This window comes from Phytomonospora sp. NPDC050363, from assembly GCF_040655735.1.
Lineage (GTDB): Bacteria > Actinomycetota > Actinomycetes > Mycobacteriales > Micromonosporaceae > Phytomonospora.
This window is the reverse complement of record NZ_JBFAKK010000008.1, coordinates 324917-348240: the sequence shown is the minus strand read 5'-3', so window position 1 is coordinate 348240 and position 23324 is coordinate 324917. Positions and strand designations below refer to the sequence as shown.

The window sequence follows — 23324 nt, the reverse complement described above, 5'->3', positions numbered from 1 at the left end:
GTCTCCTTGTTCAGCCGCGGCGGGTGTTGGCTGCGCCCGCGCGGCCGCGGCCGCGGAACAGGGCGTTGAACTGGTCGCCGAGGAGCCCGACGCTCACCACGAGGAGCGCCAGCGCGATCCCGGGGAACGTGGAGATCCACCAGGCGGTGGCGAGGTAGTCGCGGCCCCCGGCGATGGTCTTGCCCCACGACACCGTCGAGGGGGGCAGGCCGATGCCGAGGAAGCTCAGGCCCGCCTCCGACAAGACGACGAGGCCGAACTCGATGGTCGCCAGGGCCACGACCGGCCCGGCCACGAAGGGCAGGATGTGGCGGGTCATGATCCGCCGCCAGGACACGCCCATGACGCGGGCGGCGGCGACCCAGTCGCGTTCGCGCAGCGACAGCGCCGAGCCGCGGGTCAGCCGCGCGAAGGCGATCCAGCCGGTCAGCGCCAGGGCGAGGACGACCACGGCGAGGCTGCGGTCGAACAGGCCGGCGACGACGATGGCCAAGACGATGCCGGGGAAGGCGAGCAGGACGTCGACGGAGCGGCTGAGGAAGGCGTCGACGAGGCCGCCGGTGTATCCGGCGACGATGCCGACGGTCAGCCCGACCAGCGCGGCGACCGAGACGGTGAGCACGGCGATGGTGATGGAGGTGCGGGCGCCGTAGACGACCTGCGCGAACACGTCGCGGCCGAGGGCGTCGGTGCCCAGCAGGGCCGTGCCGCTCGACGTCGCCGAACCGGGCGGCAGGAGGCGGTCGGCCAGGGGCGTGGCGACCGGGTCGTAGTCGACGAAGACCGGCCCGAACACGGCGACGAGGACGTAGAGGGCGATGACCCCCATGGGGATCCAGCGCAGGAGGCGGGGGCGGCGCACGCGCGGCGCCGTCACGGCGAGCTCTTCGGCCACGGTCATCGGGGGCCTCCGGTGCGGATGCGCGGGTCGAGCAGGGAGTAGGACAGGTCCGCGAGGAGGTTCAGCACGACGACCACGGCGGCGATGAGCAGCACCGCGGCCTGCACGACGGCGTAGTCGCGGTTGGCGACCGACTCGACGATGAGCGAGCCGAGGCCGGGCCAGGCGAAGACGTTCTCGACGATGACCGCGCCGCCCAGCAGCGCGCCCATCTGGAGGCCGATGATCGTCACGACGGGCGTCAGCGAGTTGCGCAGGACGTGCCCGGTGAGCACCTGGAAGCGGCTGAGCCCCTTGGAGTAGGCGGTCTGGACGTAGGGCTCCTGCATCGCGTCGACGACGCTGGTGCGGGCGATGCGGGCGACGATCGCGGTGAACGGCAGCGAGAGGGTCACCGCGGGCATGATCATGTGCTGCGGGGTGCCGACGCCGGAGCTGGGCAGCAGGTGGACGGTCGCCGAGAGCAGCAGGACGAGCATGATTCCCACCCAGAACGTGGGCATGCCCTGGAGCAGGATCGTCACGCCGGACACGACCCGGTCGAGGCGGCCGTTGGGCCGGTACCCGGCGAGCATGCCGAGGGTCAGGCCGGCGACGGCGGCGATGACGGTCGCGGTGACGGTCAGCTCGACGGTGGCCTGGAGGCGGTCGAGGACGACCTCCATCGCGGGCAGGCCGAAGCGGTAGGAGTCGCCGAAGTCGAGGCGCGCGAGGTGGCCCAGGTAGGTCAGGTACTGGCTGAGGAGGCCCTCGTCGAGGCCGAGTTCGGTGCGCAGCGCGTCGACCTCGGCGCCGGTGGCGTCGGGGCCGAGCATGAGCGTCGCGGGGTCGCCGGGCGCCAGGCGCAGCAGCGCGAACATGAGCGTCACCGCGCCCCACAGGACGAACACGCCGACGGCCAGCCGCCGGATCACCAGGCCGGTCATGGGCGTCCGCCTTCCCGGCGGGGCCGCGACAGGGTCTCGCCGGCGATGTAGTCGCAGGCGACGAGGTCCTGGCGGGCGGTGTCGTGGCCGGTCTCCAGCAGCTCGATGAGCAGCCGCACGGCCCGTCGGCCCATCTCCGGGCGCGGGACGGCGAAGCGGGTCCAGTCGTTGGCGCTCTGCGACCAGGTCGGGTCGCCGAGCAGGCCGACCGACAGGTCCTCGGGGATCGAGACGCCCAGTTCGGCGGCGGCGGCCTCGACGTCGGCGGCGATCCGGTCGTCCTCGGTCGGCTCGGCCAGGATCGCCGTCACACCGGCGTCGAGCAGCGACCGCAGCTCGACGGCGGTGAAGGCGCCCTCGTGCTCGATCGGCTCGCCGGCATCCGCGGCGGCCAGGCCCTCGCGGTAGCCGCGCTCGCGGTCGACGGTCGGCTCGCTGCGGCCGGGCTGACGCAGGAAGGCGATGCGGCGGTGGCCGAGTTCGGCGAAGCGGCCGACGAGGTCGCGGGTCGCGGTGATGTAGTCGGCGCCGACGTACGACAGGGGTGTGGCGCCGAGTTCGCGGCGGCCGATGAAGACGAAGGGGTAGTCCTCCTTGACGAGTTCGGCGAGGTCGTCGCGCCGCATGTGGCGGCCCAGCAGGACCGCGCCGTCGGCGAGGCGGAGGCGGTTGACGCCGTCGACGAATATCGGCCGCCGCGCCCCCGCGACCGCCGAGGCGAACAGGATCAGGTCGTAGCCCTGGCGGGCGACCTCCTCCTCGACGCCGAGGAGGAAGGGGAAGTAGAAGTCGCGCTGGTCGACGGGGAAGACGGCCTCGAAGGTGTGCAGGCCGAGGAGGCGGTTCTGCTTGCCCTTGAGGCTGCGCGCGGCGGGGTTGGCGCGGTAGCCGAGGTCCTCGATGGCGTCGAGGACGCGCTGCCGGGTCTCCGGCGTCAGCCGCGCCGGGCGCTCGGGGGTCTCGTTGACGACCTGCGAGACCGTGGCCTGCGAGACGCCCGCGTGGCGGGCGAGGTCGATCTGCGTCGGCTGCCGCCGGGGGCGCTTCCCTCGCCGGGCCGGCTGCGGCGGGACGGCGGAGGTCGCCGCGTCCGCGCCGTCTTCGGCGGGGGCGGGGTTCGTGGCCGGATCGGCGGGCACGCGGACCTCGTTTCGTTTCGACGGTGATACGTAGAGGTTGGTTATACGTATCAGTTGGTAATACGTATCGGTGATCGTAGGCCGGGAGATCATGGCCGTCAAGAGAGCGGGCGGATCGATTTGACCAGGGCGTGACCGCAGGAGGCGGGGGGCGCGCCCGTCCGCGCACGGCGAAAACCCGCCCCCACCGTCGGCGCGGTGGGGGCGGGCGGCGGTCAGGCGCTCAGCGGTGCAGGAGGGTGTGCCCGGCCGAGTAGGCGCCGATGTCGCGGCCGGTCCACGCGCGGACCGGCGTCAGGCCGACGAGTTTGGTGCCCCTCGGACGCACGACCACGTAGGCGGGATCCAGTTCGACGACCAGGCCGTCGACGGACCGCTCGGTACTGCCGGCCAGCATGTCCAGCGAACCCGCGCCGTCGAGGTTGAGGATCGTCGTCGATACGCCGAAGTAGTCGCCGCGCTGGGCGACGCCGAGGAGCTTCAGCGGACTGTTCGACGCAGCGGCGGTCGCGGGCTGGCTGATCATGACCGAGCCCGCACCCGTCAGTCCCTCGGCGGTTCCGGGGATCAGGAACACCGCCCCGGCGTCGAGCACACCCTGAACGTCGTATCCGATGGCGCCGACGAGGACGTCGGCGCGTCCGTCACCGGTCACGTCACCGGTGGAGATGGAGTGCCCGAAGCCCTGGGAGATCGAGTCCTCACCCTCCCCGTCGGCCACTTCGCCGGGAACGCCGGGAGTCTGCGTGTCGATCACCCTGGCATGGGCCACGTCGAGTCCCGCCGGCACGCCGGGGACGTAGACGATGTGTCCGATCCAACTGCGCGGAGCGCCGGCGACCAGGTCCCCGTCCCCGTCGCCGTCGATGTCGGCGATCGACATGCTGTCGCCCATGGCGCCCACGTTGAGGCTGATGCCGAAGAAGGACGTCACGCCACTGGCGGTGACACCGCTCGGGCCGCCTTTCAGCAGCATGATGAGGCCGAACTCGCGCGGTTCGCTCCACTCGCCTTCCGACGGGGAGCTGATGGCGAGGTCGTCGTAGCCGTCACCGGTCATGTCTCCCACGGCGACGGCACGCCCGAAGGCGTCGCTCGCCTCGGGCGCGCTGGGCACGCCCTCGGTGGCCTGGGTGAACAGTTGCGCGCCGTCCGCGGCCAGACCCGACGGACTCCCATAGAGCACGGTGACCGAACCGGCGTATCCGAATCCGTCGACCTTCTCTCCCGGAGCGCCGACGGCCAGATCGTCCCAGCCGTCGCCGTTGAGGTCGCCGGCGGCGAGGTCGTCGCCGAACATGTCGTGCCCGGTCATGGTCCCCGGGACGCCTTCGGTGTCCTGGTTGAAGTGCTGCGGCGCCTTGATGTCGAGACCGCCCGGGCCGCCGTGGAAGATCCAGACCGCGCCGCCGAAGGCGACTCCGGCCGCGTCACGCTCGCCGGGGTTGGCGACCGCGAGGTCGGCGTAGCCGTCGCCGTTGAAGTCTCCGGAGGTCAGGGCGTCGCCGAAGTTCGGCCGGGTGGGCGAACCGATCGGCGCGGTGATGTAGTCGCGTTGCGGCAGACCGGAATAGGTCACGGCGACGCTGTAGCCGCCGTTCTCGCGCCAGACGCCGACGACCATCTCGTCCTTGCCGTCGCGGTCGAGGTCGAGGCGCGACGACACCGCGTCGGCGCGGAGCTTCGGCGCGACCGTGCCGGGGGTGGCGACCCTCTCGACGGTCACGGTGTCGTCAGCGGCTGGGGCCGCCGCTGCGGCCGTCGTGGGCAGGGCACTGACAAGCGCTGCGGCGCAGGTGATCGCGGCGCACCAGCGCATGCGGATGGGCATGATTTCTCCTCGGGCTGGGGAAAGTGGGCGGCTCAGCCGTTGTGCCCGGTCCACGCGGCGATCTTCTCGCCGAAGGCCGCCTGCCGGCGCGCGGCCAGCGCCTCGCCGCCGTTCTTCGCGGCGGTCATCGGGGAGGCGGTCGACAACGGCGACCCGCTCAGCGAGGCCCAGTGGCTGATGACCACGCCGAGGATGTCGAGGGTGAAGTGGGTGGTCGCCGTGACGAAGATGCTCAGCGCGTCGGTGCGGACGTCGTCGTAGCCGACCGGGGTCAGGCCGGTGTTGCGGATGCTGACGCCCTTGTAGTACTGGACGGTGGCGGGTCCGGGCCGGGGCGTGCCGTAGGGCCAGACGGTGATGAAGCCCCCGGCGAGCTGCCCGAAGGTGACCACGTTGACGAACGCGCCCAGCGAGAACGACACCAGGTCGCTGATGTCGAGGTGGACGGTCTTGCCCGCCCGCAGCCGCCCGTCCGAGTCGAAGGAACTGGAGGAGGCGCCGAACAGACGCCGGCGGTTGTTCTTCTCGTGACGGCTGTCGGCCGCGCGGAAGACGTTGACGGGCACGGTGAAGGTCGAGTTGAGCGAGTCGTAGAGGTACTGGTTGTGGAGGGCGCCGCCGTTGCCGTCGGGCGGGGCGATCATCGTCATGCCGTTGGCGGCCAGCATCACGCTGCCGGCGGGCGTGCTCTCCGACAGGGCGAGCGCCTCACTGGGCGCGAGCGCGAGCGACGCCCCGCCGCCGGCGCCGTTGAGGCCGGTGTTCTGCAAGGTCAGGGCGGCACCGTCGGCCTTGGCCGTGGTCAGCGACGTGACGGTCTTGCCCGCGTCGTTGGCGGCGCCCTGGACGACGGCGTCGCCTTCAGCCGCGTGGGCCGGCGCGGCGGCGACGGTCGCACCGGCCACACCCGCCACCACGGCTCCGGCACGGCGCAGCATGCGACGACGGTCGACGGTGGGCTTGTCCTGCTTCTCTTCGGGCACTGAGATCTCCTGTGTACTTGTCTTTGGGCCACAGAGATTGTTCACGTTCCGTTCCGCCGGCGACCATCGCCCGCTCGTCCATATCGGCGATCTGCCCGGCGTTCAGCCCACCTTCGAGCGGGGCGCAAGGTCGGCGCGGTCACCACGGGCGCGGTCGCCGGAATCCGTCCCCTGCGCGAAATAGTGGCGCCACTCGTATTCCCAGCTCAGAGGCCATCTGAGCCAACGATTGAGCCAAGCTGGCGCCATCCAACACCGAAAATGGCGCCATAACCCTTGACGATGCGCCAGCACGGTGCCATGATGACGTCATGGATGTGAATTCGTACGTACAGCGGCTGGGCCGGGAGTTCGCGGCCCTCGCCGAGACGGGAGGCGACGAGGCTCGGGTGCTGTTCGAGCGCCTGGCCGGATCCCTGGAGCCGGCGATCCGCCTGACGCTGCTCGAAGCGCTGTCGGACGCCACCGACGAGATTAGCCGCGAGCTCGCACCCGGTTCGGTCGAGTTGCGGCTTCGCGGCCGCGAGCCCAGCTTCGTGGTGAACCAGGCGGCGCCCGCGCCCGCACCCGCCGAGTCGGCCGGCCACGCTCCCGCGAGCGAGGAGGACCTGTCGGGCACGCACGAAGGCCCCACCGCCCGCATCAACTTCCGGCTGCCCGAGCAGCTCAAGGTCGCCATCGAGGCCGACGCCGCGCAGGAGGGCCGGTCGGTCAACGCCTGGCTCGTCCGCGTCTCCTCGGCCGCGCTTCGGCGCCCCGACCGGCACCAGCCACCGCCGGTGCAGGGCATCGTCGGATCCGACCGGTACCGCGGCTGGATCGGCTGAACCGCACACCCACTTTCACCGGCAAGAACACTCACCCGAACTTCTCTGGAGAATCGCCATGCCTTCTTTCGCCACTCCCGCCCCCATCAACGTCTCGATCGAACTGGGCGTCGGCAACGTCCACATCACCGCCGGCGACCGCACCGAGACCGTCGTCGACGTGCGCCCCACCGACCCCAACAACGAGTCGGACCGCAAGGCCGCCGAGCGGACCGTCGTCGATTTCAGCAACGGGACACTGCGGATCGACTCGCCCCGCGCCAAGTTCTTCGACCCCTCCCGCAAGACCCGCTCGGTCGAGGTAACCGTCGAGGTCCCCGCCGGTTCACGGCTGCGTGCCGACTCCCAGGCCGGCGGCCTGCGCGGCACCGGCGTGCTCGGCGAGACCCGCGTCAAGACCGGCGCCGGCGACGTCTGGCTCGACCGGACCGGTCCGCTGCACGTCGACACCGGCGCCGGGCGCGTCACGGTCGCCGCCACCGGCGACGTCGACGTGTCCACCGGCTCGGGGCGGGTCAACATCGACCAGGTCAACGGCGACGCCGTCGTCAAGAGCTCCAACGGCGACATCGAGCTCGGCTCGGTCACCGGCGAGACGCGGACCCGCACCGGCAACGGCTCGGTCTTCGTCGAACGGCCCGGCGCGGGCGTCGAGGCCAAGTCCTCCAACGGCGCCATCCGGGTCGGCGCGGCCACGTCCGGCCTCTTCAATCTCAAGACCGGCATGGGCGAGATCGAGATCGCGGTCGCCGAAGGCGTCGCCGCCCTCCTCGACGCCAGCACCGGCTTCGGCCGCGTCAACAAGCACCTCGACGGCCTCCCCGGGCAGCCCGGACCCTCCGCGAAGACCGTCGACATCCGCGCCCACAGCGGCTACGGCGACATCACCGTCAACCGCGCCTGAGTAGAAGGAAACCCCTCATGACCTCCACGCTCCCACCCGCGATCGCGGTCACCGGGCTGCGCAAGTCCTTCGGCGACAAGGTCGTGCTCGACGGCGTCGACCTGACCGTCGCCCGCGGCACGGTGTTCGCACTGCTCGGCCCCAACGGCGCCGGCAAGACCACCACCGTCAACATCCTGTCGACGCTGCTGGCCCCCGACGCCGGCGACGCCCGCATCAACGGCCACGACCTCGCCGCCGACCCCGACGCCGTCCGCGCCTCGATCGGCGTCACCGGGCAGTTCTCGGCCGTCGACAACCTGTTCACCGGCATGGAGAACCTCAAGCTCATGGGCGACCTGCACCACCTGGGCCGCACCCGGAGCCGGGAGCGCGCGGCCGGCCTGCTGGAACGCTTCGACCTCGTCGAGGCCGCCGGCAAACCGGTCGCGACCTACTCCGGCGGCATGCGCCGCCGGCTCGACCTCGCCATGACCCTCATGGGCGACCCCTCGGTGATCTTCCTCGACGAGCCGACCACCGGCCTCGACCCCCGCAGCCGCCGCGACATGTGGCAGATCGTCCGCGACCTCGTCGCCGACGGCGTCACCGTCCTGCTCACCACCCAGTACCTCGAAGAGGCCGACGAGCTCGCCGACCGCGTCGCGGTCCTCGACCACGGCCGCCTCATCGCCGAAGGCACCCCCGACGAGCTCAAGCGCCGCGTCCCCGGCGGGCACCTCCGCCTGCGCTTCGCCACCGCCCGCGAACTGGAAGCCGCCACCCGCGCCCTCCCCGGCGCGGTACCCGACGGCGAGGCGCTCGCCCTGCGCGTGCCGGGCGAAGGCAGCGGCCGCGCGCTGCGGGCACTGCTCGACCGCCTCGACCTCGAGTCGGTGGAGGTCGCCGAGCTGACCGTGCACACCCCCGACCTCGACGACGTCTTCCTCACCCTTACCGGCCAGGGCCGACCCGGAAAGCAGGCCACCCGATGAGCACCGCCACCTACGCGCTGACCGACTCGGCGACGATGCTTCGCCGCAACCTCAAGCGCATGCTGCGCTACCCCTCCCTGACGCTGCTGCTGGTCGGGATGCCGATCATCTTCCTGCTGCTGTTCGTCTACGTCTTCGGCGGCACGCTCGGCGACGGACTCGGCGCCCCGACAGGCGGTCGCGAGGCCTACGTCAACTACCTGGCCCCGGGGATCATCCTCATGACGGTCACCGCCGCCGTCCAGGGCACCGCGATCTCGGTCGCGATGGACATGACCGAGGGCATCGTCGCCCGCTTCCGCACCATGGCCATCGCCCGCGTCTCGGTGCTCACCGGCCACGTCATCGGCAGCATCATCCAGATCATGATCGGCGTGACCATCGTCGTCGGCGTCGCCATCGCCGTGGGCTTTCGGCCCGACGCGGGGCTCGGCGGGTGGCTGGCCACGGCCGGCTTCCTCCTGGCGATCTCCTTCGCCCTGGTGTGGCTGTCGGTCGCGCTCGGCCTGGCCAGCAGCTCGGTCGAGACCGCCAGCAACCTCCCCATGCCGCTGACCCTGCTCCCCTTCCTCAGCAGCGGTTTCGTGCCGACCGAGTCCATGCCCGCGGGCCTGCGCTGGTTCGCCGAGTACCAGCCCTTCACGCCCATGATCGAGGCGCTGCGCGCCCTGATGACCGGGGCGCCGGTCGGCAACAACGTGATCGTCGGCCTCGCCTGGTGTGCCGTGATCGCCCTCGGCGGCTACCTGTGGTCGAGGAAGCTGTACAACCGGCCCGCCCGGACCTAGACCGTGCGAAAAGGCCCGTCCGCTCCGCGGGCGGGCCTTTTCCGCGCCGACCCGGTTTACCCCGCCGTCGGCGGGGGCATCACGCATGGGAATACCGGCCATCGGCCGGCGACCCGAGCAGGAGAGCCATGACCCAGGCGATCACCCGAACCGAACCGGACTTCATGGAGTTCACCCGCACCGAGCGCACCGAACTCGCCGACCTCCTGGCCACGCTCACCCCGCCGCGATGGGACGAGCCCTCGCTGTGCGCGGGATGGAGCGTGCGGGACGTGGTCGCGCACATGCTCAGCCGCGACGAACTCGACCCCGAGAGCATGATCCGCCGCTTCGCGCGCGGGCGCTTCACCCTGGACGGCGCCAACGCCGCCGGGGTCGAGGAGTACAGCGGCTACTCGCCGCCGCTGCTGCTCGAACTCTTCCGCGAGCGCATCGAGCCGCAGGGCCTGGCCGCCGCGTTCGGGGGCCGCATCGCCTTCGTCGAGACCTTCATCCACCACCAGGACATCCGCCGGGGCCTCGGCGAGCCGCGCGAGATCCCCACCGAGCGGGTGCGCGCGGCACTGAAGCTCGGGACGGCGATGGGGCCGCTGGGCGCGACGCGGAACATGCGCGGCCTGCGCTTCGACGCCACCGACGTGCGCATGGTGACCGGCACCGGACCCGAGGTCGCCGGGCCGGGCGAGGCGATCCTCATGGCCATCAGCGGCCGCGCCCAGGCACTGGAAGACCTGAGCGGGCCGGGCGTCGGCGTGCTGGCGTCGCGCCTGCGCTGACGGGTTCAGCGGGCTCAGCTCGCGACGGTCGCGAGCGCTCGCCTGTCGGCGGGCTCGGTGCTCGCGTCTCCTCCCGTGTAGAGGTCGCCGAGCACCTGACTGCCCGGCCGCAGGGCCCACGCGCCCAGCGTGCAGAGGGCGAACAGCGAGGTCACCGCCACGTGGTCGCCGGACGAGCCCGAGGCCAGGTGTGAGATGACCGCGCCGGAGAAGTTGAAGAACGCGCCCGCGAAGGCCCACTCCTTGAGGCGGGTGAAGCGCGGCGCGAGGATGGCGACGGCGCCGAGGAGTTTCCAGGTGCCGATGATGTAGAGGAAGTACGCCGGGTAGCCCAGCGCGACCATGCCCGCGAGGGTGTCGTCGACGTGGGCGACGTCGGCGATGCCGCCGCTGAACAGCACCACGGCGACGGTGAGGGCCAGTGCCCAGTAGGCGATCGTGGTCACCTTGCCGCGGGGCGGGGCGGGCGGGACGAAGCGGGCGAAGCGCGGCGAGTACGGCGCCGGGTCGCGGCGGGAGGCCGGTCGCAGTGCCCAGGAGATCATCGTGATCGCGGCGAAGCCCAGCGGTCCGAAGGCTCCGGCGGTGTCGCCGATGAACAGGTGCGACGCGAAGGCGCCGGTGTAGACGAAGAAGATGCCCGCGTAGGCCCATTCCTTGAGGCGGGGCAGGCGCGGCAGCAGCAGGACGACCGCGCCGGGAATCTTCCAGACGCCGAGCACGACGGCGACGTAGGTCGGCAGACCGAGCTGGGTCTCCAGGACGTCGCGGACGTAGTCGGTGCGCAGGATGTCCCAGGTACCGCCCACAAGGGACTCCGTGACGATGATGAGCGTGGGGATCCAGTAGGCGAGGGCGCGAAGGCGCGGCAGGGCGCCGGGGTTGCTCGTGCGTGCGTTCATGGTTAGCTTGCTCCTGTTGCTCGGCCGCCCGGGGACGGTCAGGCGCCTGGCGGGGCGCTTCGCGATCGGCTGTCACTGCATTGACGGAACCCGGCGGGAGAACCAGACCATGGACGACGGAATTCTTTTTGCCTTCGCGCCGCACCGCGATCACCTGCGCGCGGTGGCCTACCGCATGCTCGGCTCTCTCGCCGAGGCCGAGGACGCGCTCCAGGAGACCTGGCTGAAGGCCTCGCGCGCCGACTTGGCGAAGGTCGAGAACCTGGCCGGCTGGCTGACCACGGTCATCGGCCGCGTGTGCCTGGACATGCTGCGGACACGGCGATCCCGGCGCGAGGTGCCGCTCGACGGCGAGGCCGGGGTGACGCTCGTCGGGCGCGGCGATCCCGAGCAGGAGGCGATGCTGGCCGACTCGGTGGGGCTGGCGATGCTGGTCGTGCTGGACACGCTGTCGCCCGCCGAGAGGCTCGCCTTCGTGCTGCACGACATGTTCTCGGTGCCCTTCGAGGAGATCGCGCCGATCGTCGACCGGAGCACCGCGACCACGCAGAAGCTGGCGAGCCGCGCCCGCCGCCGGGTCCGGGGTGGAGCCGAGGGCGGGGGCGTCGGGGTCGGCGTGGGCGTCGGCGAGGCGGTCGTGCGCAAGCGACGGGCCGCGATCGACGCCTTCCTCACGGCCGCAAGGGAAGGCGACTTCGCCGCACTGCTGGAGATGCTGGACCCCGATGTCGTCTTCCGCGCCGACCTCGCCGCCGTCCGACTCGGGTCGCGCGACGGTGTGCGCGGCGCCGCGGCGGTCGCCGAGCTGTTCTCCGGGCGCGCGCACGGTGCCGTTTCGGCGCTGGTGGGCGGGGTGGCCGGTGTGCTGGTGGCGCCGAGGGGGAGGTTGCGGATGGTGCTGGAGGTGACGTTCGAGGGGGATCGGATCGCGGCCTTCGACGTGGTGGCCGACGGGGAACGCTTGGGCGGGATGGCGATCGGGCTGGGGTGAGGCGGTGTTGGACGGTGCTCCGGCCACTGGGCGGGCATGAGGTCCGGACGGCGAGCGGTGGCCTGGACGAGGCCGCCGAAGCCCTGCGGTCCTATGTGGACCAGGTGTACCGATGAGCTGGTTCGAGGTGCGGGCGGGCATCGACGCGGCCGTCGAGGAGTTCGAGGCGCTGGCGGCGCGGATCACCGACCACGCGCGCGATGCCGACGAGGTCGGCAGCCGGATCGCGACCGTCTACGCGGGCTCGAACCATCGGCTGCCGGAGTCCGCGAGGGACCACACGGCGTCGGCGGCGGACCGCGCTTCCGAGGCCGCGGAGGGGTATCTGGCCGCGGCCGGGCTGTGCCGGGATTACCTGGCGGTGGTGGACCCCGACGGGGCGGCCGGTTCGGTGGCGGGGCTGGGCCCGCCGGCGGTGGTCGGGCCGCTGAAGGGCGGTCACGGTCCGGCCGGGTCGCCGGCGGCGCGAGCGGCGGTGTCGGACGTGTCGCGGTGCGGTGCCACGCCTTTCCCGAGCAGGGGCCGAAAGGGCTGGCGGACTTGACCTTGCGGGACGACGGGATCGTCGCGTTGCGGTCGCGATGGATGGACGCGGGCGGGCACGCCAGGTTGCGGCACGGCGGCGCGGTCGGCGAGGAGAAGCTGACGGAGCGGGCGACGCACGGGAGGGATCCGGGTCAACGGCAGTGACGTCGACTGGGAGACCGGGCGGCCGCATACGGCCGTGCGGAACGCGACCGCGTTCGTGTCGGACGTGGACCTGGTGTTCGCGGAGGCGGCAGTGTGGAACTCCCCGGAGGGCAGAGGCGCGATCGCCGACGCGGAGGCCACCGGCGAGCTCAACGCCGTGGCGAAGGTCCCGGCCGCACGCGTCTTCGGCCCGGACTTTCGTCGCCACGTGCGCGGACGCACACGGCGAGGTCGTGGAGAACGACCTGCGGCTGTTCTGGGACGCGATCCGGCCGGGCCGGCCGTTTCCGCTCGACGCCGCGCCTCCGGCCTAGGCGCCCACCGGCCCCACCCCCACGCGCCGGCCGAGCCCTTCTGCCGTGGGCCCCGCCGGTCTTGACGCCCTCGTTTCGAGCGCAGCACGGCTTCCCCGCACCCCACCACTCCGTACGGCGTACGTCGTCGACTACCATGTCCGTACACCGTACGAACAAGGAGTCGCATGATCCGTACCCGCACCGCTCTGGCCGCCCTGCTCGTGGTGGCCGCCGCACTTCCGATCTCGGCGGCGCCCGCCGCCGCTTCCGCTCGCCCCGTCGTCTGCCGGGAGAAGACCGTCGGGGTCGCGCTCACACCCGGCGCGGCCGGCGATCAGGTCGTCGCCGGGACGCTCTGCGCACCGCGTGGGGCCGACACGATCCAGGTCCTGATCCCCGGCGGCACCTACGATCGCTCCTACTGGACGATGCGGGGCGACCCGCGCGGATCGTCCTATGTGGAGTACATGAGCCGGGCCGGGCACGCGACCTTCGCGATGGACCGGCTCGGGACGGGGGCGAGTTCGGCGCCGCACAGTTCGCTCTTCGCGCCCGACACGCATCGCGACTCGGTCCACCAGGTGGTGGAGGAACTGCGGCGCACCTTCGACAGGGTCGTCCTGGTCGGCAACTCGCTGGGGTCGACGCTCTCGCGGGCGGTGGCGCAGCGGTGGCCCGCCGACGTCGACGGGATCGTCCTCACCGGCGAGTCGAGCACCCCGAACTGGGACGCCTTCGCCGAGATGGGCGCCTCCTACATCCCCGCCGCACGGGATCCGCGCCTGGCCGGCCGCGGGCTCGACGAGGGCTACACGTCGCTGCCCCTCGGCGGCAAGAGTTCCTGGATGTACCACCGCCCGACGGCCTCGCCCCTGGTCATGGCCCTCGACGAGCTGACCGGTGAGCCGGACGTGTTCGCGCTCGGCGACGTCGGCGTCGGCGGTGACATCCACGTCCCGGTCTACGTGATCGTCGGCGAGTTCGACCGCTTCCTGTGCGGGCCGGGCGCCACGGACTGCTCCTCGTCGGCGGCGCTGCTGGCGAGCGAGCGCGCCTACTATCCGGCGGGCACCGCGCTGGACGCGCTGGTCGTCGCCGACACGGGGCATGTGCTCAACCTGCACCGCACGGCCGCAAACTGGTATCCGGCGGTCGAGGCGTGGCTCGGTCGGGCGTTGTGACCTGGAAGGGGGCGCGTCCTCAGGGCGCGCTCCCGATCAGCGACGCGATGACCACCACGACGGCGGCGACGGCACCCGAGGCCGCGAGGGTCACCAGCCCGGCGGCGAAGTGGTTCCGCTTGCGGTTCAGAACGCGATGAGCACCGGCGACGGCCGCGGCGAGCGTCTCGACGACGACGGCGGAGTCGGCGGCGTGTTCGTATGCCGTGGCGGCGATCTCCGCGGAGTTCTCGGTGAGGATCGGGGCCGGCGGGAGGTAGACGGCGAAGAACTGGACGACGGCGGCGGCGACTCCGGCGGCGGCCAGCCACGCGAAGACCTCCAACGGTTCCGACAGCCGCACGCCGAGGTTCATCACGGACGCGGCGGGGCAGGCCACTGTGGACACCGTAGTCGAACCCGCACTCTCGGCTGACCGGAAACCTTGCCGCCTATGGGTTCCACGGGCCGCCCCGGACCGGGGTCCGGGGCGGCCCGCCATCCCTAACCCCGGTGGCTCAGCAGGTTCGCGGAGCTCAGCGTCGCGGGCTCCGCCGACTGGGCGAGGACGGCGCCGTCGGCCGAAAGGTGCGTCACGGTCGCCCCGTCGTCGACGAGCATGGTGCCGTCGTCGAGGAGTTTGACGGTGCCGGGCTCGTCACCGGTGCGCTGGTGCAGGACCTCGCCGGTGCCGGTGTCGACGACGACGTCGCACTCCAGCGGGCGGATGAAGTTGCTCCACCCGACGGTCACGCAGGCGCGGGTGCCGTCGCGGCTCACGGAGCTGAGGTTGTCCAGCGCCTCGCCGAGCGTGGCCTGGAGACCGGCGTTGACCGCCGACAGGATCGTGCGGGATCCGTTCGGAGCGGTGCGGACCAGCTCCCCCTCCTCGATCTGGTAGATGTCGAAGCCGCCGTCGGCGCGCAGGGCCGCGCGCGGCTCGTTGCAGTTGCGCACGTGCACGGTCGAGGTGACCTTGCCGGTCTTGGCGTCGAACCAGCGGGCGGCGTAGCCCTTGCCCTCGACGTAGCCGGTGAGGGTCATGACCCGGGCGCTGCCGTCGGGAGCCCACTGGGTGTCGGCGCAGATCTCGCCGCCCTGCACGATTCCCTTGTAGACGACCTTCTCGGTGCCGGTGGTCAGGTCGCGGACCACCAGGTTCTGCTTCGGGTAGGCGTCGCCGCGCACGAAGTAGGAGAGGTAGCGGCCGTCGGGCGAGACGCTGGCGCTGCCGGCGATGTTGCCGGTCGCCGTGAACAGCACGGTCGGCGCCTGTCCGGGCGTCCACGCGCGGACGCTGCTTCCGGCGACGTAGTAGAGGGTTCCGCCGACCTCCTGGACGGCGGCGGTGCCGCTCGCCGGCGCGGCGGGCGCCTCGGCGGGCGCGGCGGCCTGCGCGATGCCGGCGGTCGCGGTGACGAGCGCGGCGGCGGCCAGAGCCGTCGCCGCGATCCGGCCGAGAGACTTGCGGGTGATCGTCGATCGCACGGGTGATGCCCTTCGGTTGATCGTTCGCTGTCACCGAGTAGATGGGTGCGGGCGGGCGATCGGACGCGGCGGGCCTGGGGCGGATGTCTTGGTATGTCGGCGAATGAGCAGCTAGACGGGCGGGTTGTCACCGGACGCTGTGAAAATGTCCACAAGCGACTGTCAACAGTGGACGGGTGGGACTCGCGCCCCACCCTCCGACGTCTAGACGGCGGCCTCGGCGGCGGCGCGCTCGGCCTGGCGCTGCTTGCGCCAGCGGATGCCCGCCTCGATGAGGCCGTCGATGTCACCGTCGAGGACCACGTCGGGCTGGTTGGTCTCCCAGCCGGTCCGCAGATCCTTCACCATCTGGTACGGGTGCTGGACGTAGGTGCGCATCTGGTCGCCCCACGACGCGGTCACGTCCCCGCGAAGCTCGTTGATCTCGGCCTCCTCCTCGGCGCGCTTGCGCTGGAGGAGCTTGGCCATCAGCACGTTCATCGCGCTGGCCTTGTTCTGGAGCTGGCTGCGCTCGTTCTGGCAGGTCACGACGAGGCCGGTGGGGATGTGGGTCAGGCGGACGGCGGAGTCGGTGGTGTTGACGCCCTGGCCGCCCGGCCCGGAGGCGCGGTAGACGTCCACGCGGATCTCGTCGTCGGGGACCTCGATCTGGTCGGTCTGCTCGACGACCGGGACGACCTCGACGGCCGCGAACGCCGTCTGCCGGCGGCCCTGGTTGTCGTACTTCGAGATGCGCACCATCCGGTGCGTCCCCTGCTCGACCGACAGGGTGCCGTAGACGTAGGGCGCCTTCACGGCGAAGGTCGCCGACTTGATGCCCGCCTCCTCCGCGTAAGACACGTCGTAGACCTCGGTGGCGTACTTGTGCCGCTCGGCCCAGCGCAGGTACATGCGCATCAGCTGCTCGGCGAAGTCGCTGGCGTCGGCACCACCGGCACCCGACCGGACGGTGACCAGCGCCTCGCGCTCGTCGTAGGGACCGGACAGAAGGGTGCGGACCTCCAGCTCGTCGACGAGCTTGCGCAGGCTGGCGATCTCCTCGCGCGCCTCGGTGAGGGTGCCCTCGTCGGTCTCCTCGGCGGCGAGTTCGAGGAGGACCCCGGCGTCGTCGATGCGGCTGCGCAGGCCGGTGACGCGGTTGAGCTCGCCCTGGACGTGCGACAGGCGGGAGGTGACCTGCTGGGCCTTCTCGGGGTCGTCCCAGAGGCCGGGCTCGGCGGCGATCGATTCGAGCTCGCTCTTCTCCTTGTTCAGCGAGTCGAGGTCGAGCACCGTCTCGACCGTCTGGAGCGTCGAGTCCAGATCACGAAGTTCGGTGGTCAGGTCATGGCTGGTCACAACGGTCAAGCCTACGCGCACCGCAAATACCATCCGGGCGAGTCGGGCCGTTGGGAGGCCTGGCGCACTGTCGTCAGCTATCGGCCGCCATGCGCTGGCGGACGCATTCGTAGGTGACGACGGCCGCGGTGACCGCGACGTTGAGGGAGTCGACGCGGCCGAACATGGGCAGTTTCGCGCGGGCGTCGGCGTGTGTGAGCAGGTCGGCGGACAGTCCGTACTTCTCCGAGCCGACCAGGACGGCGGTCGGGCCCGACAGGTCGAGGCCGGTGACGTAGGTCTCGGTGTCGGGGGTCGTGGCGACGACGGTGAGGCCGCGCCCGGTGAGCCAGTCGAGGAAGGCGGCGGTGTCGCAGGAGGCGACCGGCACGGAGAAGACCGCGCCCTTGCTCGCGCGGACGACGTTGGGGTTTCCCCAGTCGGTGACCGGGTCGACGGAGATGACGGCGGTGACGCCGGCCGCGTCGGCGGTGCGCAGGATCGAGCCGAGGTTTCCCGGCTTCTCGACGCCGCCGCACACCACGAACAGGGGGTTTCCCGTCGTCGGGAGATCGGCGAGGTCGGTCTCGACGTCGGGGACGACGGCTAGCCAGCCGTCGGGGCCCTCGCGGTAGGCGGCCTTCTCGAAAGCGGGACGGCTGAGGCGGAAGACGGCGGCGCCGAGTTCGGCGGCGCGGGCCTCGACCGCGCGGGGATCACCGGCCGACAGGTCGGGGCAGACGTAGAGCTCGGTGGGCCGGACGCCGGCGGTGAGGGCGAGGTCGAGTTCCTCGTAGCCCTCGACGAGGGTGACGCCCTGGTCCTGGCGGATGCGGCGGCGGCGCAGGGCGACGAGGGCCTTCACGCGGGGGTTGGTGACGCTGGTGATCTCGTCGCGCGGGTCGGTGGGCATGGGCGCCGCTCGTGCTCCTCGGGTCGGTGGTCTGGGGGGATGGTACCGCCGACGCCCGCCGCGGCGCCGAACCTGGGACCGGTAGCCGCGTCCCCCGCCGCACGCTGGCACCTCCAGGAGAGGAGGGACCCGTGAGCGAGAACCTGCCGGTCTTCTCGGTCGCCGAAGAGGGCGACGCGATGGTCGTGGAGACCCCGACGCCGCCCCCGGAGCGGTTGCCGCGCGGGACGGTGCGCGCGTCGGTGATCGCCGCGACGGTGTGGTGCCTGCTCGCGGCCTTCTGGCCCTATGTGGCTCTCGGTGACCGGCCGTTCTCCGGCTGGTACGTCGCGGTCATCATCGCGCTGTTCATGGCGGCGGGGGTCCTGACCGCCGGGATCGCCGCGGGGGTCGAGAAGCGCTACGGGCAGGACGAGGCCGCCTTGCGGGTCGCCGGGGTCTCGGCGTACCTGGGCATCGGCGCGGGCGGGGTGGCGGCGACGGCCGCGCTGGCCGCCCACTTCGGGCCGGGGCTCGGCGCCGGCGTCTTCAGCGTCCTGCCGGGGGTCGTGGGTGCGCTGTGCCTGATCCGGGCGCCGTTCGCCGCCGCGGGGGCGCGCGGCGCGCTGCGCTACGCGCGGTCGCGGCAGGCGGCGATCGCGCACCTGCGGCGCTACGGGCGGCGTTCGCCGGGCCGGCTGACCTCCGTGCGGTTTCGCAACCGCTGGCAGCAGGGACGGCCGGAGTTCGTGGTGGACGTGGCCTGCCCGCTCGGTGTGCTGCGGGCGCACATGATCACCTGGAGCGACCGCGTTCCGCTCGCCGGGAGCCCGGTCGTCGTGGTCCACGCGCCCGGCGATCCCTCGTCGGTGCTGATCGACCTCGGCGCGGGGGCGCGGTTCGAGGCCGACGCGGCGAAGTATCGGGAGCCCGCCGGGTGAAGGGCTGGGGATGGGGATGGTGCCGGAACGCGGGGTGGGGTGGTGGGGGCAGGCGCTGGTAGCTTCCGGAGATGACGACGATGTGGGGCGTCCACAATGACCAGCCGCAGCTGAATCTGGTCGACAACCGATTCATCTCGATCGGGTGGCCGGTCCTCGGCGACCTGGCCGCGCTGGGCGGCACCCGCGAAGCGGTGAAGGCGCGGGTCGCCGAGGCCTTCCCGGACTGGCATCCCAACAAGACCGCGCTGATCGCCGGGATGCTGTGGCGCTTCGTGCGCGTTTTACAGCCCGGTGACCTGGTCGTCTACCCGCACAAGCCGGACAGCACGCTGTACTTCGGCCGCATCGCCGGCGACTACGCGCATCTTCCGGGCGAGGCGGTGCACCCCAACCGCCGCACCGTCGACTGGCTGCCCGGCGGCGGAGTGCCGCGCACGGCGTTCTCGCAGGCCGCCCGTTACGAGATCGGCTCGTCGCTGACGCTCTTCGAGGTCAAGAAGCACAAGGCCGAGTTCCTCCGCCACCTCGACGGCACCGTCGCGCCGTCCGCGTCGGCATCCCCGCCCGCGCCCGCCTCGGACGAGGCGCTCACCGAGGCCGCCGCCGTCATCCCCGACGCCGAGCGCATCGAGACCTACACGCGAGACTTCGTCATCGAGACCCTGATGACCCGCCTCGAAGGCGTCGACTTCGAGCACTTCGTCGCCCATCTCCTCAACGCGATGGGCTACCGAACGCAGGTCACGACGGCCTCCGGCGACGGCGGGGTGGACATCATCGCCCACCGCGACCCACTGGGCTTGGAGCCGCCGATCATCAAGGTCCAGTGCAAGCGGACCGCCGGCACCATCGGCGGACCGGACGTGCGCGGGCTGATCGGGACCCTGTCCTCGCACGGGGGCGAGTTGGGCCTGTTCGTGACGCTCGGGGCGTACTCGAAGGACGCGCAGTACGAGAGCCGGGCGCGGCGGGATCTGCGGCTCGTCAACGGCCGGGAACTCGTCGACCTGGTCTTCGAGCACTACGAGAAGTTCAGCGCGGAGTACAAGCGCCTACTGCCCATGCGCCCGGTCTACGTCGTCGACACGCCCTCGGAGGCCGTCTAGGCCTCCAGCCGCACCGTCGTCCCCTCGCCCGGGTCGCCGTACTTGGCCCAGATCTTGTTCAGCTCCATCTGGTAGTACAGCGAGTGCAGGCTGAACACGAAGGTCAGGATCAGTCCGATCCACGGGTTGCAGCTCGCCTCGATCCCGGCCGCGCGCTGCATCCGCGCGATCCGCGCGCCCGTGTTGAACACCGACACGAAGGGCGGGATGATGATGATCCAGCCGAGCAGGATCGCCAGCAGCGACACGCCGGGTGAGACACGGATGCGCGCGTCGAAGTCGCGGGCCTCGCAGTTGATCTTGTACCACCACACGAAGTGGTAGATCCCGAGCGTGATCAGCGGCCACACGAACCACACCAGGAACACGTTTCGGGTCTTTCCCGCCGATCCGGTCATGTCGGCATTGTCGCCGCTCAGGGCCTCGCGCGCGGCGGGACGGCAGAAATCAGCCGGCGTGTGCCAGCGCGCTCGCCGAACGGCTCCCGACGATCGCCGGCGCCTCCTGGACGAGGGTGTCGTCGTCGAGCGCGGCGACCATGAACAGCGCGAAGTCGACGCGCCGCGTCAGGTTGCTCGCCAGCACCGGGTCGCCGACGTGACGGCTCCACACCGGCAGTCCCTGGCTCTCGCCCTCTTCGAGGTCACTGCCGCGCACGACCGTCCAGCGCCGCCCACTGGCGAAGATCCGCCGGCACGCCTCGACCTGGTCATCGATCTCGACGGCCCGCACCGCCCGCCCCACCCACGCGGCGGCTTTGAGGACCGTCTTGAACACCCACGAGTACTTGTCCTTGCCGTCGCGGGTGATGTGCCACCCGCAGGAGAACACCAGCCGCGCGCCGGGCTCGGCGTGATCGAGCACCGCCTGCGCCGTCCCCGACGAGTACTGCCGCACCCCCCAAGGCACCAGGACGGTCAGCACCCCGTCGCATCCGGCGACCGCCTCGGCGATCACCTCCCGGTCGTCGGTCTGCCCCGGCACGATCGTGATCCGGTCGGCGAAGTCCGCCAGCTTCGCCACGCTGCGCGCCCGGCACACGCCGACGACCTCGAAACCGCGGTCCAGCGCGTGCCGGACCATGTACCGCCCGAGTTTCCCCGAGGCCCCGACGATGCACACCTTGCGTCCCCGACCTGCGTTCATGTCCCCTGTCCCGTCTCTGGCATCCCGCGGAAACTTACGCTGTAAGTAAAAGTTACACTTACGCCGTAAGTACGTCAAGGGCGGCGAGGGGAAGTGGCATGGCGGGACGCTCAAGGTCGAAGCGGGAGCCGCTGAGCCGGGAGCGGGTGGTCGCCGCGGCCGTGGCGCTCGCCGACGAGAAGGGCGAGACCGGCGCCTCCATGCGGGCGATCGCCGGGCGGCTCGGCGTCGAGGCGATGTCGCTCTACAACCACGTCGCCGGCCGCGAGGACATCCTCGACGGCATGGTCGACGCGGTGTTCGCCACGATCGCGCTGCCCGCCCCGTCCGGAGATTGGAAGACGGCCATGCGCGACCGGGCGGTCTCGGCCCGCGCGTCCCTGCGGCGCCACCCCTGGGCCGTCGGCCTGCTCGACTCGCGCACGCAGCCCGGCCCGGCGACCCTTCGCCACCACGACGCCGTCCTGGGCGCCCTGCGCGCGGGCGGCTTCTCCGTCGTCATGGCCGCGCACGCCTTCTCGCTGATCGACAGCTACCTCTACGGCTTCGTGCTCCAGGAGCTGAGCATGCCGTTCTCCGACCGCAGCGAACTCGACGAGGTCGCCGGCGGCATCCGCGACGCGATGCCCGCCGACGCCTACCCGCACCTGACGGAGCTGATGGCCGACTACGCCCTGCGCCCCGACTACGACTACACCGAGGAGTTCGACTTCGGCCTGACGCTCATCCTCGACGCGCTGCGGCCGGACCTGCCCCAGGACACGGCCTAGTCCGGCAGATTCACCAGCCACGCCCGATCCGGCGGGTCGTCCGTGGGCCAGGAGGCGGTCAGCTCGCGGAGCAGTTCGAGGTGCCGTCCGCCCTGCCTCTCCTTGTTCAGCCCGATCGCGGCCTCGACCTGGATGTCCACTTCGGACGAGGCGGCCGCGCGCAGCAGCAGCTCGGTGGCGGCCGGGTCGGCACTTCCGAACAGCGCGATGACCGCGAGGCGGCGGCCCTGGATCTCGACGGACTCGTCGGCGATCAGCTCCTCCAAGGCGGCGAGCAGATCCGGCGCGGCGAGCTCGGCGCCTTCAAGGAGTTCGCCCGCGAGGCGGGCCGCGCGTTCGCGGACCGGCGGTGTGATGTCGCGGGCGCGCAGGACGCGGACGGCGAGGTCGGTGTCGGCCGGCTCGGCCAGCTCCTCCAGCAGTCTCAGGGCGGAGATCCGTGCCCGCTCCTCGGTCTCGCCGTCGAGGAGGGCACGGGCGGCGGCGCGGGTCTCTTCGGCGTACTCCTCGACGTCGATGCCGAAGCGGCCGAGGCCCTCGTCCATGTGGAAGTGGTCGAGGGCGATGCCGACCGCCGCGGGTACTCCACTGTGGAGCATCGCCCGGCAGGCCGCGACGTGCGCCGCTTCGCCGGTCGGGGCGCGCATCTCGTCCAGCGCCGCGGCGAGTCCGGCGTCGAGCCGGGGCTCGTCACCGGTCCAGTAGAGGCTGTGCTCGCCGGCCGCGAAGGCCTCGCGGATGAGCGTCTCGGGCCAGGCCCGCCCCTCCGCCGGCGCCTGGCGTTCGAGCCGTTCCAGCAGTTCGCGATGCTCGTAGAAGCGACGGTGGCCGAGCAGCGCCAGGGCCGCCTGGTCGCGGACGGCCTGCTCGCCTTCGCCCTCGGCCAAGGCCGCGAACAGCTCGGTGAGAGCGGGATCCTCGACCTCCTCCAGCGCCCGCACGGCCTCCGTGCGGTCGTGGACGTCGGCCTCGGCGTCGGTCGCGATCGCCCGGAGCAGCCCGACCAGCCGCGCGTCGGGCTCGCCGGAGCGGGCGAGCACGGTGCCCGCCGTGGTCAGCGCGTTGTCCAGCAGCGCGCCCTCGGGCGAGTGCTCCAGCACGTCGGCGACCAGCGGCGCGTCCTGCTCGTCGGCGTCGTTCTTGAGCGCCAGCAGCGCCGAGGCGTGGCTGGCGCCGGGCGTCTTCGCGCTCGCGACCGGCGGCCGGCGCAGCAGTTCCCTGGCCACTTCCAGGATCTCGTCGAGGTGCGGTTCGAAGGGGTTGGCCTCACCGAAGCGGGAGGTGGCGGCCGCCCGGTCGTAGAAGTCGAGCGCGATGCCGCGCGCGGCCGGATTGCCGCTGCGCAGCAGGATCAGGTGCAGGCGCCGGAACTCCTCGGGGGTCCTGGCCTCGCCGGTCGCCTCGAACGCGGTGGCCTCGACCTCGTCGAGCTCGCCGTCCCAGTACCAGGAACCGAACTCGCGCAGGAACTGCATCATGAACACCGCCGGGATTCAACCACTGTGGACCGATCGGCGCCATTCCTTTCGCGTCGCCCTCCGCACATGCCCGCATACGGCACTATTTAGGATGT

The 23324-nt window shown here is 71.8% G+C and carries 25 protein-coding genes; 12 read left to right on the top strand and 13 right to left on the bottom strand.

All coding sequences use genetic code 11. The annotated features are described in order from the left end of the window. Positions 1-10: 10 nt before the first annotated feature. From AB0I28_RS23610 to AB0I28_RS23590, 5 genes are all read right to left on the bottom strand, one after another. Positions 11-901 carry an ABC transporter permease gene (locus AB0I28_RS23610; RefSeq protein WP_357496615.1) on the bottom strand — a complete coding sequence of 297 codons (891 nt, stop codon included), beginning with the start codon at positions 899-901 and terminating at the stop codon, positions 11-13. After that, positions 898-1827 (bottom strand): ABC transporter permease, encoded by a 930-nt coding sequence (locus tag AB0I28_RS23605; RefSeq protein WP_357496613.1) that lies wholly within the window; start codon positions 1825-1827, stop codon positions 898-900. The genes AB0I28_RS23610 and AB0I28_RS23605 overlap by 4 nt, the downstream gene beginning before the upstream one ends. Next, a complete protein-coding gene (locus AB0I28_RS23600; RefSeq protein ID WP_357496612.1) occupies positions 1824-2966 on the bottom strand; it encodes a LacI family DNA-binding transcriptional regulator in 1143 nt (380 codons plus the stop codon). The genes AB0I28_RS23605 and AB0I28_RS23600 overlap by 4 nt, the downstream gene beginning before the upstream one ends. A gap of 223 nt (positions 2967-3189) precedes the next feature. Continuing rightward, positions 3190-4797, bottom strand: coding sequence for an FG-GAP-like repeat-containing protein (locus AB0I28_RS23595; RefSeq protein ID WP_357496610.1), 1608 nt, complete (start codon positions 4795-4797; stop codon positions 3190-3192). A 32-nt stretch (positions 4798-4829) separates the two neighbouring features. Next, entirely contained in the window at positions 4830-5780 is a 951-nt protein-coding gene (locus tag AB0I28_RS23590; RefSeq protein ID WP_357496608.1) for a hypothetical protein, read from the bottom strand. Positions 5781-6091: 311 nt separating this feature from the next. On the opposite strand from AB0I28_RS23590, the gene AB0I28_RS23585 reads away from it, so the two are divergent. From AB0I28_RS23585 to AB0I28_RS23565, 5 genes are all read left to right on the top strand, one after another. Next, positions 6092-6607, top strand: a complete 516-nt coding sequence (locus AB0I28_RS23585; protein WP_357496606.1) for a hypothetical protein — start codon at positions 6092-6094, stop codon at positions 6605-6607. Positions 6608-6665: 58 nt separating this feature from the next. Next, entirely contained in the window at positions 6666-7511 is an 846-nt protein-coding gene (locus tag AB0I28_RS23580; protein ID WP_357496604.1) for a DUF4097 family beta strand repeat-containing protein, read from the top strand. 17 nt (positions 7512-7528) lie between these two features. Beyond that, a complete protein-coding gene (locus tag AB0I28_RS23575) occupies positions 7529-8485 on the top strand; it encodes an ATP-binding cassette domain-containing protein (RefSeq protein WP_357496602.1) in 957 nt (318 codons plus the stop codon). After that, positions 8482-9273 carry an ABC transporter permease gene (locus AB0I28_RS23570; protein ID WP_357496600.1) on the top strand — a complete coding sequence of 264 codons (792 nt, stop codon included), beginning with the start codon at positions 8482-8484 and terminating at the stop codon, positions 9271-9273. The genes AB0I28_RS23575 and AB0I28_RS23570 overlap by 4 nt, the downstream gene beginning before the upstream one ends. Before the next feature lie 128 nt (positions 9274-9401). Next, positions 9402-10049 carry a maleylpyruvate isomerase family mycothiol-dependent enzyme gene (locus AB0I28_RS23565; RefSeq protein WP_357496598.1) on the top strand — a complete coding sequence of 216 codons (648 nt, stop codon included), beginning with the start codon at positions 9402-9404 and terminating at the stop codon, positions 10047-10049. A 14-nt stretch (positions 10050-10063) separates the two neighbouring features. On the opposite strand, the gene AB0I28_RS23560 is transcribed toward AB0I28_RS23565, so the two are convergent. After that, the gene (locus tag AB0I28_RS23560; RefSeq protein ID WP_357496596.1) at positions 10064-10951 is read right to left on the bottom strand and encodes a DoxX family protein; all 888 of its coding nucleotides are present in this window, start codon (positions 10949-10951) and stop codon (positions 10064-10066) included. 109 nt (positions 10952-11060) lie between these two features. Here AB0I28_RS23560 and AB0I28_RS23555 point away from each other — a divergent pair, with 109 nt between their 5' ends. From AB0I28_RS23555 to AB0I28_RS23540, 4 genes are all read left to right on the top strand, one after another. Beyond that, complete coding sequence (locus tag AB0I28_RS23555) at positions 11061-11942, top strand: sigma-70 family RNA polymerase sigma factor (protein ID WP_357496594.1); 882 nt, start codon at positions 11061-11063, stop codon at positions 11940-11942. Between the two features lie 112 nt (positions 11943-12054). Beyond that, entirely contained in the window at positions 12055-12486 is a 432-nt protein-coding gene (locus tag AB0I28_RS23550) for a hypothetical protein (protein WP_357496592.1), read from the top strand. Continuing rightward, positions 12483-12632 carry a hypothetical protein gene (locus AB0I28_RS23545; protein WP_357496590.1) on the top strand — a complete coding sequence of 50 codons (150 nt, stop codon included), beginning with the start codon at positions 12483-12485 and terminating at the stop codon, positions 12630-12632. The genes AB0I28_RS23550 and AB0I28_RS23545 overlap by 4 nt, the downstream gene beginning before the upstream one ends. A 481-nt stretch (positions 12633-13113) precedes the next feature. Further along, a complete protein-coding gene (locus tag AB0I28_RS23540; RefSeq protein WP_357496588.1) occupies positions 13114-14109 on the top strand; it encodes an alpha/beta fold hydrolase in 996 nt (331 codons plus the stop codon). Positions 14110-14128: 19 nt separating this feature from the next. On the opposite strand, the gene AB0I28_RS23535 is transcribed toward AB0I28_RS23540, so the two are convergent. The 4 genes from AB0I28_RS23535 to AB0I28_RS23520 form a co-directional block, all read right to left on the bottom strand. Then, the gene (locus tag AB0I28_RS23535) at positions 14129-14488 is read right to left on the bottom strand and encodes a hypothetical protein (protein WP_357496586.1); all 360 of its coding nucleotides are present in this window, start codon (positions 14486-14488) and stop codon (positions 14129-14131) included. Positions 14489-14592: 104 nt separating this feature from the next. Next, on the bottom strand, positions 14593-15576 hold the full coding sequence (locus tag AB0I28_RS23530) for a hypothetical protein (RefSeq protein ID WP_357496584.1): 984 nt from the start codon (positions 15574-15576) through the stop codon (positions 14593-14595). Between the two features lie 204 nt (positions 15577-15780). Further along, a complete protein-coding gene (gene prfB, locus AB0I28_RS23525; protein ID WP_357496582.1) occupies positions 15781-16914 on the bottom strand; it encodes a peptide chain release factor 2 in 1134 nt (377 codons plus the stop codon). 73 nt (positions 16915-16987) lie between these two features. Next, positions 16988-17806: an RNA methyltransferase gene (locus AB0I28_RS23520; protein ID WP_357496580.1), complete on the bottom strand. Its 819-nt coding sequence runs from the start codon at positions 17804-17806 to the stop codon at positions 16988-16990. 131 nt (positions 17807-17937) lie between these two features. On the opposite strand from AB0I28_RS23520, the gene AB0I28_RS23515 reads away from it, so the two are divergent. Beyond that, positions 17938-18726, top strand: a complete 789-nt coding sequence (locus tag AB0I28_RS23515; RefSeq protein ID WP_357496578.1) for a hypothetical protein — start codon at positions 17938-17940, stop codon at positions 18724-18726. A gap of 71 nt (positions 18727-18797) precedes the next feature. Then, the gene (locus tag AB0I28_RS23510) at positions 18798-19835 is read left to right on the top strand and encodes a restriction endonuclease (RefSeq protein WP_357496576.1); all 1038 of its coding nucleotides are present in this window, start codon (positions 18798-18800) and stop codon (positions 19833-19835) included. On the opposite strand, the gene AB0I28_RS23505 is transcribed toward AB0I28_RS23510, so the two are convergent. Together AB0I28_RS23505 and AB0I28_RS23500 are read right to left on the bottom strand one after the other, a co-directional pair. Beyond that, entirely contained in the window at positions 19832-20233 is a 402-nt protein-coding gene (locus tag AB0I28_RS23505) for a DUF4234 domain-containing protein (protein WP_357496574.1), read from the bottom strand. The two genes, AB0I28_RS23510 and AB0I28_RS23505, sit on opposite strands and share 4 nt — an antisense overlap. Before the next feature lie 49 nt (positions 20234-20282). Continuing rightward, a complete protein-coding gene (locus tag AB0I28_RS23500; protein WP_357496572.1) occupies positions 20283-20981 on the bottom strand; it encodes an NAD(P)H-binding protein in 699 nt (232 codons plus the stop codon). A gap of 98 nt (positions 20982-21079) precedes the next feature. On the opposite strand from AB0I28_RS23500, the gene AB0I28_RS23495 reads away from it, so the two are divergent. Then, positions 21080-21751, top strand: a complete 672-nt coding sequence (locus AB0I28_RS23495) for a TetR/AcrR family transcriptional regulator C-terminal domain-containing protein (protein WP_357496570.1) — start codon at positions 21080-21082, stop codon at positions 21749-21751. Here AB0I28_RS23495 and AB0I28_RS23490 read toward each other — a convergent pair. Beyond that, entirely contained in the window at positions 21748-23235 is a 1488-nt protein-coding gene (locus AB0I28_RS23490) for a hypothetical protein (RefSeq protein ID WP_357496568.1), read from the bottom strand. The genes AB0I28_RS23495 and AB0I28_RS23490 overlap by 4 nt on opposite strands. Positions 23236-23324 lie beyond the last annotated feature (89 nt).